The organism is Exiguobacterium sp. SH3S1 (assembly GCF_004337105.1).
Classification (GTDB): domain Bacteria; phylum Bacillota; class Bacilli; order Exiguobacteriales; family Exiguobacteriaceae; genus Exiguobacterium; species Exiguobacterium aurantiacum_A.
The window spans coordinates 205,233-217,336 of record NZ_SJUW01000003.1; the positions used below are offsets into that span (position 1 = coordinate 205,233).

12 protein-coding genes are annotated in these 12,104 nt (G+C 52.3%); 10 read left to right on the top strand and 2 right to left on the bottom strand.

The window, feature by feature from the left end; genetic code table 11:
• Window positions 1–2: 2 nt before the first annotated feature.
• Window positions 3–704 (top strand): hypothetical protein, encoded by a 702-nt coding sequence (locus tag EVJ26_RS05475; RefSeq protein WP_131470010.1) that lies wholly within the window; start codon window positions 3–5, stop codon window positions 702–704.
• A 76-nt stretch (window positions 705–780) separates the two neighbouring features.
• Window positions 781–1,434 (top strand): hypothetical protein, encoded by a 654-nt coding sequence (locus tag EVJ26_RS05480; RefSeq protein ID WP_131470012.1) that lies wholly within the window; start codon window positions 781–783, stop codon window positions 1,432–1,434.
• A gap of 205 nt (window positions 1,435–1,639) precedes the next feature.
• Here the strand turns inward: EVJ26_RS05480 and EVJ26_RS05485 are convergent, their stop codons facing one another.
• The gene (locus tag EVJ26_RS05485) at window positions 1,640–2,101 is read right to left on the bottom strand and encodes a GNAT family N-acetyltransferase (RefSeq protein WP_236635504.1); all 462 of its coding nucleotides are present in this window, start codon (window positions 2,099–2,101) and stop codon (window positions 1,640–1,642) included.
• Window positions 2,102–2,321: 220 nt separating this feature from the next.
• Between EVJ26_RS05485 and EVJ26_RS05490 the strand changes: the two genes are divergently transcribed.
• The 7 genes from EVJ26_RS05490 (at window position 2,322) to mgtE (ending at window position 9,960) form a co-directional block, all read left to right on the top strand.
• Window positions 2,322–4,025 (top strand): glycoside hydrolase family 13 protein, encoded by a 1,704-nt coding sequence (locus EVJ26_RS05490; protein ID WP_131470014.1) that lies wholly within the window; start codon window positions 2,322–2,324, stop codon window positions 4,023–4,025.
• 127 nt (window positions 4,026–4,152) lie between these two features.
• Window positions 4,153–4,572, top strand: a complete 420-nt coding sequence (locus EVJ26_RS05495) for a YwiB family protein (RefSeq protein ID WP_131439225.1) — start codon at window positions 4,153–4,155, stop codon at window positions 4,570–4,572.
• Window positions 4,569–4,997, top strand: coding sequence for a hypothetical protein (locus EVJ26_RS05500; RefSeq protein WP_131457743.1), 429 nt, complete (start codon window positions 4,569–4,571; stop codon window positions 4,995–4,997). The genes EVJ26_RS05495 and EVJ26_RS05500 overlap by 4 nt, the downstream gene beginning before the upstream one ends.
• Before the next feature lie 47 nt (window positions 4,998–5,044).
• Window positions 5,045–5,563 carry a GNAT family N-acetyltransferase gene (locus tag EVJ26_RS05505; RefSeq protein WP_131457742.1) on the top strand — a complete coding sequence of 173 codons (519 nt, stop codon included), beginning with the start codon at window positions 5,045–5,047 and terminating at the stop codon, window positions 5,561–5,563.
• A gap of 6 nt (window positions 5,564–5,569) precedes the next feature.
• Window positions 5,570–6,286, top strand: coding sequence for a hypothetical protein (locus EVJ26_RS05510; protein WP_131457741.1), 717 nt, complete (start codon window positions 5,570–5,572; stop codon window positions 6,284–6,286).
• 89 nt (window positions 6,287–6,375) lie between these two features.
• Entirely contained in the window at window positions 6,376–8,505 is a 2,130-nt protein-coding gene (locus EVJ26_RS05515; protein WP_131470016.1) for a (Fe-S)-binding protein, read from the top strand.
• 96 nt (window positions 8,506–8,601) lie between these two features.
• Window positions 8,602–9,960 carry a magnesium transporter gene (gene mgtE / locus EVJ26_RS05520; RefSeq protein ID WP_131457739.1) on the top strand — a complete coding sequence of 453 codons (1,359 nt, stop codon included), beginning with the start codon at window positions 8,602–8,604 and terminating at the stop codon, window positions 9,958–9,960.
• Between the two features lie 45 nt (window positions 9,961–10,005).
• Here mgtE and EVJ26_RS05525 read toward each other — a convergent pair whose 3' ends face one another.
• Entirely contained in the window at window positions 10,006–11,301 is a 1,296-nt protein-coding gene (locus EVJ26_RS05525) for a globin-coupled sensor protein (protein WP_131457738.1), read from the bottom strand.
• A gap of 205 nt (window positions 11,302–11,506) precedes the next feature.
• Here EVJ26_RS05525 and rpoE point away from each other — a divergent pair, with 205 nt between their 5' ends.
• On the top strand, window positions 11,507–11,986 hold the full coding sequence (rpoE, locus tag EVJ26_RS05530) for a DNA-directed RNA polymerase subunit delta (protein WP_070328219.1): 480 nt from the start codon (window positions 11,507–11,509) through the stop codon (window positions 11,984–11,986).
• The last annotated feature ends 118 nt before the right edge of the window (window positions 11,987–12,104 follow it).

The following is a 12,104-nucleotide window of genomic DNA, read 5'->3' on the forward strand; positions in this document are numbered from 1 at the left end:
GCATGGAAGAGAAACAAGTGATTCACCAGTTGAGGACGGCCGCCGATGACGGTCGTCTCACAATCCATATGTACCAGCAATGGCAACAAGCGAACGGCGGACCGACCGTACTCGAACTGTTAGAGGTGTATGGTTCGTGGACGAACGTGCTGCGGCTCGTCGGGTTTGAAAACCAGATGCCGCGTTTCACGAAGTCGGAAATGTTGCGAACGCTTCGCCGGGCAGCGAAGGATCTTGGCTCGATCAGTAGTGCCGATTACCGAAAATGGGCGCACGACCATGATGCTCCGACGCTGACGGAAGTTGTCATCCAGTTTGGGTCTTGGAAGGTCGCATTGATCGAGGCCGATCTACTCGGGATGATGGCAAAAGACCAAAAGATTGAAATCATTCAAGCGTTGCTCGATGCGAGCGATGAAATCGAACCATTCAATTCGACGACGTATGCGAAATGGGCGAAAGCGCACCAACGTCCGAGTATCACAAAAGTCGTTCGGCGCTTCGGGTCCTGGACGCAAGCGCTCGAAGAAATCGGATTGTCGACGCGTAAAGCGTTCACGGAACAAGATATTCTATCGGCGTTGAAAGAAGCGAGTGAGGATTTGGCCGTCCTCTCGCCATGGGGTTATGAAATATGGCAAAAAAAGACGGGAAAGGACCGGCGCTTAAAGATATCCAACAGATGTTCGGTTCTTTTGACATAGCACTTTCGGCGATGGGGCCAGAATTTACAGACCAGACAAACGATGACGCTTCAAAGAGAGGGAAGGAGGAGGGCTTATGACGCGTCCGATCGTCTTATGTATCGGCGAGGATCCGACTTCGACTTATGTGTACCAGGCGCTTCGAAATCTCGGGGTGACCCATGTGATCAAAGAAGACGGTCCGGCTGAAGTGCGGCCCGACTCGATCAACGAGTGGATGCGTCAATCATACGTTCGATTGACGTCACCGCTCATGCGCCGATTCAGCCGTCAGCGCGTCCGAGAGTTACAAGCACGTTATCCGCTGAACGACAATCCGATCCCATCGCATCATCTGTTGCGTGTCACGTCACTGAATGACGCACGAACGATGATGTGGCTTGATCGCTTACAACCACAACTCGTGATCTTGCACGAGACCGGACCCGTCGACATGAGCCGATTGCACCGTCTTGACTGTCCGATTTTAACGGTCAGCCCTTCGATGGCCAAAGGACAACTTGAAGCGTACTGGGCGTTTCGCGCCAAGCCTGACGTCTGTGAAGTGAGAATCGAACAATGGGGCGACAGAGGCTGGACTGTACTCGACCGGTCCGTCCTTTATGTCGGGGGCACCGATAACTTTGCGACGTATCCTTATCTTCAACTTGTGACGGCTCTGCCGCTTTTGCGTCGTCAAATTGAATCGATGCTCGAAGAGGACGTATATGATCGACGGACGGCAGAGTAAAGGCCAAAGCGAGTTCGCTTTGGCCTTTCAGCTATTTTTGATGCAGTAATGTTGGATCACGTCGAGCGACCGGTAGAACAGAAGCGTACGTCATGTTCCGCATAGAGAGGATAACCGTTGTCCCGGCGAGCTTGGCGAGCTGTTGACTCGAGTACATAGGCCTCACCTTCTTGAATGCAGCGTAAAGCGTGAAGTCACGTCAAAGTCAAGCCTGTTTTTCGAACAAGGAAAAACCGTCGCGTTCGCCGGCGTAGCTGAAGCCGAAGCGAAGATAATAGTCGTTCAAAAATCCGTTCGTCGCGACGCAGTCGAGCCGGATCTGTTTTGACCCGGCCACTGCCTGACGCATCAATTGGGAACCAATCTGTTTTCCTTTATGACGTGAGTCGACGACGAGGCGATGCACGTAGACGGCTGTGTCGGCGTCGCTCCATAAGTTCTCGTCCCACGACGTCGGCGGGATCAAACTGACCGCCCCGATGATGGTGTCGTTCTCTTCATATACGTACACCGTCCCGTTCGTGACGTCATACGTCACAATCTCGGTCCGGCTCGGCTCTAAATATTTTTGCCATTGCGTTTTTCCGGCTGCTTTAAACTCCATCGCTTTCGTTAAAATAAGCTTATCGATAGGAGATATGTCGGACACGGTGGCCAAACGAATCATATGAGTCGCCTCGCTTTCAATTAGTTTTCAAATCGTGTAGGGTACACGGTGAGTAAGCTATTTAAAACTTCTTTGTGTCGGCGAACGATTTTTGGTAAGATAAACTTACTGTAATCGTGCAAACGATTGCGCTAACCGTAAGAAGAAAAAATAGCACTGGTAATAGGATAAGTATATAGGATGCGCAGTGAGTTTAGAGACAAGGGAGTCTTATTGAGATATGCAACTTTTACAACGTGACCAACAAACAAAAACTTTACAACGAAATTGGTGGAAAGAAGCCGTCGCCTATCAAATCTACCCACGCAGTTTTTACGACGCGAACGGTGACGGGATCGGGGACATTCAAGGCATCATCGACAAACTCGATTATTTGAAAGACCTCGGCGTCGACGTCATCTGGATTTGCCCGATGTACAAATCGCCGAACGACGACAACGGCTATGACATTAGCGACTACGAGGACATCATGGACGAGTTCGGGACGATGGCAGACTTTGACCGTCTCTTGGAAGAAGTCCATGCGCGCGGCATGAAGCTGCTCTTGGACCTCGTCGTCAACCACACGTCAGATGAGCACCCGTGGTTCATCGAATCGAAGAGCTCGAAAGACAATCCGAAGCGTGACTGGTACATTTGGCGCGACGGGAAGCCCGACGGTTCGAAGCCGAACAACTGGGAGTCGATCTTTGGCGGCTCGGCTTGGGAGTTCGACGAGACGACCGAACAGTATTTCCTGCACGTCTTCTCGAAGAAACAGCCGGACCTCAACTGGGAGAACGCTGAGATGCGCCAGACGATCTACAACATGATCAACTGGTGGCTCGACAAAGGCATCGACGGCTTCCGCGTCGACGCCATCAGCCATATCCGCAAACACCCGTCGTTCGGCGATCTTCCAAACCCGGAAGGCCTCGACTTCGTGCCGTCGTTCGAGATGCATATGAACGTCGACGGCATCCACGGCTACTTGGAAGAACTTCGCGACGAGACGTTCAACAAACATGACATCATGACGGTCGGTGAAGCGAACGGTGTCTCGCCTGACGACGCCCACCTTTGGGTCGGTGAGAAGGACGGCAAGATGAACATGGTGTTCCAATTCGAGCATATGGGCCTTTGGCGTGAAGATGCCGAGTCGAAATTAGATGTCGTCCATTTGAAAAACGTCTTGACGAAATGGCAAAAAGGACTCGAGGCAGACGGCTGGAACGCCTTGTATGTCGAAAACCACGACCAGACACGGACCGTGTCGTCATGGGGCGACGATGAGCGTTACTGGAAAGAGAGCGCCAAATCGATCGCGATGATGTATTTCCTCATGCAAGGGACGCCGTTCATCTATCAAGGCCAAGAGATCGGGATGACGAACGTGAAGTTCGATTCGATCGACCAGTACGATGACATCGCGACACGCAACCGTTACTATATCGGACTTGAGCACGGCAAGAGCCATGAAGAGATGATGGACATCACGTGGAACTCGTCGCGTGACAACACACGGACGCCGATGCAATGGAGCGACGCCGCGAACGCCGGCTTCACGTTCGCCGAGAAGCCATGGTTCGGTATCAATCCGAACTATACGGACATCAACGTCGGCGCGCAGCTCGAGGACGAGGATTCAATCCTCAACTTCTATAAAGAGATGATCCGTCTCCGTAAAGACGACGAGACGTTCGTCTACGGCAAGTACGACGTCGTCTTGCCGGAACATCCGGAGATTTACGCCTACACACGGACGCTCGGTGACACGCAATACCTCGTCATCTCGAACTTGACGGGCAAAGAAGCGATCTTCGCGACGGATATCATGCTTCGTTCAGACGACGTCGTCTTGAAGAACATGCCGCTCGACGCGCATGATGAGACGATGCTCCTCCACTTGAAGCCGTTCGAAGCACGCGTCTACAAGTTGAGCTGACTAAAAGACAGGGGAAACCCTGTCTTTTTTGTAGTGTGAAGCTGGCACGAACCGGGAAAGAAAAAGTTAGCGATTCCGGACCGTTTAGGAGATATGGTACGATGAGACAGCGGAAAGGGGAATCACCATGGCAATTGAACCACGACGGGTCCGTGTCCGGCAGACGACGAAAGTCAGTGAGGTCGATGAACCGATCGAGCTCCATGCCGACGGTCTCTACTATGAATTAAAGACCGGCTTCATCTTGATGTTCGACCAAGAGCGTGAGGACGGCATCGTGCCGACAACGTTGAAATATACGACCGGGCGGCTCGCCCTCATCTGTAAAGGACCGATCGAGATGAACCATTCCTTCATTGAAGGACGGCTGACACAAAGCCTATACAAAAATCCATATATGTCGATGACGATGGCGACGACGACGGTGCGGCTCGATGTCCGGGACGGCCGTTGCCGTTTCCATTACGAGTTGGCGATGAATGACGACTTGGCGGGCGACTACGAAGTCGACGTCGCTTGGACGTTTGAAGGAGGAGAAACGAGATGAATTTTGCAGAACGTGTGAAAAAGATTGAAGAGATGTTGAACGAGGATTGGTTCGAGATGCTCGAGACGAACGAGGAAGAGTATGAGGAATGGCGAGGCCGCCTCGAAGACCATGCCGAACAAGTCATCGGTCATTATGATAGTGAGACCGGCGTCGATATGGATGCGGTCGACAAGTTGCTCCAATTGAACGACGAGTTCCCGCTCTTGTACGGAGAAGACACGGTCCGACTCTATATCGCGTTGATCGAGGCGCGACCGGAAGATAAATCGGTGTACGATCGCTATATCGACTACTTGGCGGCAATCGGTGACGCTGAGCATGAGGAATTTTTACGGTTCCACACGCTCGTCGAAGCCGGTCGCTTAGACGAAGCGAGACAACTCGCACCCGTGATGCCAAAACGATTAGGACTCGAAGACTAAGGCCGCATTGCGGTCTTTTTCATACATATGATTAGGGGGGAAATGCTATGTTACGGCTCGTGAAGACGTCAGTCGAACAGCAAGATCAAGTTCTTGCCCTGTTAAGCGAATGGAAAGAGGACGGAAGCAACATCGTCCCGACGACGATTAATAAAGATACGAGCGATTTTGACGCCTACGTCAAACGACTCCTCGAAGCGGAAGACCGTGAAAAGATTGAGGACGGTTGGGTGCCGAGCACGACGTATTGGTTGACGGACGGGGATGAGTTGCTCGGGGCGGCGAATATTCGCCATGAGTTAAACGCCCACCTGTTGAACTTCGGGGGACATATCGGTTATGGCATCAAGCCGAGTGCGCGCGGACGCGGTTTGGCGACGGAACAGTTGCGTCTCGCGCTCGAGAAGGTGAAAGAACTTGGGATTGAGCGGGCGCTCATCACGTGTGACCGAGAGAACGTCGCCTCTCGCCAAGTCATTTTGAACAATGGGGGTGTCGCCGACACACCGTATACCGAAGAAGATGGAAACGTCGTCGAGCGGTTTTGGATTGAACTGAAAGGGTGACATGGGATGGCGAACTGGATTGTCGTGTATTTAGTGCTCATCAATTTCTTTGGGATTTATTTGTTTCCACGCGACCGGATACCGTCTAAGAAATGGTTCTCATTTTCGAGCGGGATCGCCATCACGTATTTTTTCATGTATTTACTGCCGTCGCTCAATAAGCGCCAAGATACGCTCCGGGTCGACTGGCTCGACCTTGCTTTACCTTCAGAAATATACGTCGTCAGCCTGCTCGGCTTCACCGTCTTCTACGGGACGATGCGGTTCGTGCGGACACCGTACTTTCAAGACGAGACGATTGACCGGAACGTGTCGTATTGGCTTCAAGTGACGCTTCTGACGGCGTACATGTCGTTCTCGGCTTACGTCGTCACGGCGACGTCGGTCACGTTTGTGGCACGTAGTTTTTATGCGACGGCGCTCGGTGTCCATTTCCTCGCTGTCGGTCACGACTTGTACCGTCACTACGGGGAACGTTATTTGGCACAAGGCCGTTATTTTTTGAGCGGCGGGATTCTCGTTGGCGGCTTGTTCGCCCGTTTCATCGATCTCGCGACGCACGTCGAGGCGCTCCTGTTTGCGTTCGTCGCCGGGGCGATGATCCTCAATATCGTCAAGTTCGAGCTGCCGGCCGACCGCAACCTCCATTTCCGGACGTTCGTGCTCGCCGTTTTCGGCTACGGCGGCATCTTGTTGTTCTTGAAACATGTGCTCGACTTTTGATTCCAACAAGAAAATGAATGACTGTTCATTCACTTTTTGTTATACTGAACTCAAGATTGAATCCGTTTTCATAAGGGGGAGTTTTGGGGATGTCGACATTTTTAATCGTCAACTGGATTCTATTCTTGCTCGTTCTTGGCTATGGACTGTATTTGTTCGCGACGCTCGTCTATCAGCGGTATACGTTCATCAAGCTTGGGAAGAAGGCAGAATGGAGCCAAACGAATAAGGAACGGCTCGAACAAGTCATGATCAACGTGTTCGGTCAAAAGAAACTACTGAAGGATAAGAAGAGCGGGATCATCCACGTCATGATGTTCTATGGGTTCATCCTCGTCCAGTTCGGGGCCATCGACTTCATCTGGAAAGGGCTCGCCGTCGGGACACGCTTCCCGCATGTGCCGCTCGGACCGGTCTATCCGATCTTCACGTTCATGCAAGAAATCGTCATGCTCATGATTCTCGTCGCGGTCGTTTGGGGATTCTACCGCCGTTACGTCGAGAAACTCGTGCGCTTGAAGCGGAACTTTATGGCCGGCCTCGCCCTCATCTTCATCGGCGGGCTCATGGTATCGGTCTTGTTCGGCAACGGGTTCTATCTCGTCTATAAAGAAGAGCTGCCGATGTGGGGCGAACCGGTCGCGACACTGATCGGTTCAGCGTTCGCTTGGGTACCTGGGGGCGTCGCTTTCGCCTTGTTCGTCGTCTTCTGGTGGCTACACCTCATGTTCTTGCTCAGCTTCATGATCTACATCCCGCAAGGCAAGCACGCCCACTTGATCGCCGGCACGTTAAACGTCTGGCTCGGCCGGACGCACAAAGTCGGCCGTCTCGCGCCGGTCGATTTCTCGGCGATGGAAGAGGCGGAAGAGTCGGACGAAGAAGTCGTCTTCGGTGTCAACAAAATCGAGGACTTCAACCAGAAGCAACTCGTCGACTTATACGCTTGTGTCGAGTGTGGGCGCTGTACGAACGTCTGTCCGGCGACCGGTACCGGCAAGATGCTGTCGCCGATGGATCTCATCGTCAAGCTGCGTGACCATATGAACATGAAAGGTGCGGCCATCACACGGAAATCACCGTGGGCACCGGCCCTCATGTTCCAGAACACGCAAGGTGCGGAGATCGCGGCCGCGGCCCAGAACGGGCACATGCTCGTCGCCGATGAGTTGATCGGCAACGTCATCACGGAAGAAGAGATTTGGGCGTGCACGACGTGCCGGAACTGTGAAGACCAATGTCCGGTCATGAACGAGCACGTCGATAAGATCATCGATCTTCGCCGTTACCTCGTCATGATGGAAGGCAAGATGGACCCTGAGGCGCAGCGCACGGTCGCGAACATCGAGCGCCAAGGCAACCCGTGGGGCATGAACCGGAAAGAGCGCGAGAACTGGCGCAACGACCGGGAAGAGCTCGTCATCCCGACGGCCAAAGAGAAGAAGAAAGCTGGGGAAGAGTTCGAATTTCTCTTCTGGGTCGGGGCGATGGGCTCTTATGACAGCCGTAGCCAAAAAGTCGCCCAAAGTTTTGCGAGTGTCTTAAACAAGGCCGGCGTCTCGTTCGCCATCCTCGGGAACGAGGAGAAGAACTCAGGTGACACGCCGCGTCGCATCGGGAACGAACTGTTGTTCCAAGAACTCGCCGAGGCGAACATCAAACTGTTCGAGAAGTACGGGGTCACGAAAATCGTCACAGTCGACCCGCACGCGTACAACACGTTCAAAAACGAGTATCCGGATTTCGGGCTGACTGGTGTGAAAGTGTACCATCATACCGAGCTGCTCGCCGAACTGCTCGATACGGGACGGGTCAAACCGGACCGGGCCGTGAACGAACGCGTCGTCTACCACGACTCGTGCTATCTCGGGCGCTATAACAATGTCTATGACGCACCGCGTTTCGTCCTCGAACGGATTCCAGGTGTCGAGCTCGTCGAAGCAGAACGTAACCGCGAGAACGGCATGTGTTGCGGAGCCGGTGGTGGACTCATGTGGCAAGAAGAGAAAGTCGGGACGCGTGTCAACGTCGCTCGGACCGAGCAGTTGCTCGAGACGAAGCCGACGGTCATCGGTTCGGCATGTCCATACTGCTTGACGATGCTCTCGGACGGTACGAAAGCGAAAGAAGTCGATGAGACGGTCGGAACGTTCGACGTCGTCGAGCTGCTCGATCGTTCACTGAAGCCGATCGAAGTACCAGAACCGCTTGTACAGTAATCGCTAAGACGGAGCCTTTGTGCTCTGTCTTTTTTGTTCGTCGCATCGTAAAATTGGGAATAAGCAAAGATTAGACCGAATAAAGGACGTGAGCGTATGGTCGAATTGATGACCGATAACGAGATTGCTTTGGCCATCATTCAAGCATTAAAAGAAGCCAAAAAGAACGAGTTCCAGAACATCGTTGATGAACTGCAGCCATACGATGTCGCCCAGCAATACAAACTGTTGCCGAGCAAACATCAGAATAAATTCTTATTGTACTTGACTATCGAACAAATGACCGACATGATTCAAGAACTCGATCAGACGACCCGGCTTCAAGTACTACACCGGCTCGGTTTTGAGCGGACGACCGAAGTCCTCGATTTAATGGAAAATGATGATGTCATGTCGTTTTTGTCTGAACTCGATCCGGAAAAAGTCGAGGAACTCATAGCTGAGATGAAAGATGAGGAATCGAGTGTCGTCCAAAATATGATGACCTATCCGGCGGAGACGGCGGGACGTCTGATGAACAACCGGTTCGTTTGGATTCCGCAACAGTTTACGATCCGTCAGGCGGTAGGGAAGTTAAAAGATTTCGCCGCACTCGCTGAGTACCTGAACTATTTATACGTAGTGGATGAAGAAAAACGACTCGTCGGTGTCGTTTCGTATAAAGATTTAATTTTGGCCGAACCGGACGAGGCGATTGCGGACGTCATGTACAAACGCGTCGTTAAAGTCGACGTGATGACCGATCAGGAAGATGTAGCAAAGTTGATTGGTCGTTATGACTTCATTTCGATTCCTGTCGTCGAGGACGGCAACCGGCTCGTCGGCGTCATCACAATCGATGACATCATCGATATTGTCATTCAAGAGGCGAACGAGGATATCGAGAAACTGTCTGCGTCCGGTAAGTCGATTGATTTTGACACGTTACCGCTCGTCGCAGCCTATCGGCGTTTACCGTGGCTGATTTTACTGTTGTTCATCGGTTTGATTTCTGGCAGTATCATCGATAGATTCTCAGGTACGATCGAACAAGTCGTCGCGCTCGCGTTCTTCATGCCGATGATTGCCGGGATGACCGGGAATACGGGTACACAGTCGCTCGCCGTCGTCGTCCGAGGACTCGCAACCCGTGATTTAACGCCGAGGCAAGTTGGCGCACTCATCTTCCGGGAACTGAAGGTCGGCCTCATCATCGGTGTCACGTGTGCAGTGCTAATTGCAGTAATCGCATTTTTCTGGCAGGACAGTTGGACGCTCGGTCTCGTCGTCGGTAGTTCGCTGCTTATGACGCTCATCATCGGTACTCTCGCCGGGACGATTATCCCGCTCATCTTGTATCGATTAAACGTTGATCCGGCCGTCGCGTCGGGTCCGCTCATTACGACAATCAACGATATTTTGTCGTTGCTCATCTACTTCGGTGTCGCGACGGCATTTTTGACAAAACTGATGTAAAACAAAGCCGGGCTTGGTCAGCGACCAGGCCCGGCTTTCGTTTACTTACATTTCGGATTTTGTGAGCAGTGAAGACGTCAGGTGAGATAGTCCTTGCGTCGTCTCGTTGATGGCTGAGATCGTCTCGACCATCCGTCCGAGGTCTTGCTTGTTGCGTTCGAATGAGAGGACGTAGTTGCCCATCTCGTCTTTCACGGTCGAGAAGCCGACTTTGACCGCGCTCAACTGACGCATCGCCTCGTCGTTCGTCCGATGCATTTGTCCCATCTGGTCGAGCAGGGCGGCGATGTTCGTCTCGTTCTCGTGGATGAGTACGTTAATTTGACTGCTCAGCTGTTTGGCGTTCTCGGCGAGCGTCCGGACCTCGGTCGCGACGACGGCGAAGCCTTTGCCGTGCTCACCGGCCCGGGCCGCCTCGATTGAGGCGTTCAACGCGAGCAAGTTCGTTTGGTTGGCGATCTGTTCGATGCTGCGGGTCATGCTGACGATCTCTTGCGAGCCGTCTTTGAGTGCTGTGATGCGCTCGAGCGAGGCGTCGACGTATGTCGCCGATTGCGTGAACTCCGTCTCCATCTGCTCGATCTGTTTGCCGTTCGTTTGCGTCAGTTCCATCAAGTGACGGCTCATCTTCTCCGTCTGTTCGGTTTCAGACAACACTTGGTGGGCCCGGTCGCTCGTCTCGGACATGGCGGCGCCGGTCCGTTCCATCGTCGTCGCGACTTCCGTGCTGACACGACCGATATCGGTCAACAAATCGGTCCGGGCCGCGTTTGCCGATTCGATTTCACCGAGTCTGGCGTCGACGTACTGCTCGGTCACGATTTGAGCGTCTAAATTCATCGCGTGAGACAACGCGAGCAACGACTCGGTCATCGCCGCCGGGTCGTGTTGATAGTGCTCGACGATTTTCGGGACGAGCAACGTGTTGAAGGCAGAGTACGTCGCGAGGAACCAGACGACCGGTACCGAGAAATTATGGTGGGTCTGTCCCATGCGTTTACGCATGGCGAGAAACTTCTCATCAATCCGACCCGTCAACAAGCTGCGGAAGTAGTCGGCGAATACTTTTTTCAAGCGCTCGCGCGTCGATGAGGCGTTGGCGATCTTGACCATGTCAGGCTGCAACATCAAATGGTCGAGTACGCTTTCTAACACGTCATCGAGCACGGATTCGACGAGCGGTGCCATCGCTTGAAGTCGTTCGACTTGAGTCGACGTATAACCCATGTAATGCGCGCGTCCGCTCAGACGTTTGTCTGACGGTTGTGCAATGGTCGTTGCGTCAGGGAAAGCGATTGATGCGGTATAAACAGGTGCTTTTGGTTTACGGAAGAGTGCCATTCAAAAATCTCCTTTTTCATCATACATAGAATAGAGGTGTCACTTCTATATCGGTTGATTTTTGAAATTACTGAGTGGTCGATGTGTTCTCCACCCGTTCCATGGTGTTCAAAGCAAGAAAATAATTTCCTCTAGCTTTTTTATATCGGTTTTGTTTATAATGAGGAGTGATGTTTAACTAGTGACGGAAAAGGAGTGTCCTTTAATGAATAAATCGTTGATCGATTTTGTTTACGAAATTCTTCAAAAGACTGGGGAGCAACCAGTTTCATTTGATGAAATCCGCGAGCAGATCAGACAAAACTATACGTTCACAAGTGAAGAGGAAGAGCTCGAGAAAATCGCGCAACTCTACACGGACATGAACATCGACGGACTATTCGTCAACTTGGGAGCTAACCGTTGGGCGCTTCGTGTTTGGTATCCGTTCGATAAGTCAGACGAAGATCTCGTCATCGAGGCACGCCAACGCGGCGAGCTCGACGAGTTCGAGGAAGATCTCGATGAGACGGACGAAGGCATCGTCGACATCGAAGACGACCTTGACGTCTTTGCTAAAGGTGAAGATTTTGATGCATCTGAATTTGATGCGGATGATGAAACTGAAAAAGTACCAGACCTTGACGAGTTCAAGGACGACGACTTAGACGACGACCTCGACCTTGAAGACGAGGACGACTTATAAGAGACCGCAAAAAGCCGGGCATTTGTCCCGGCTAGGCGTGTCTCTTTTTCTTTTTTTGGCACACGTAACCAAGAAAAAAATAATAACTTGACGACTGCATCGTCTCTGACGTAAATTA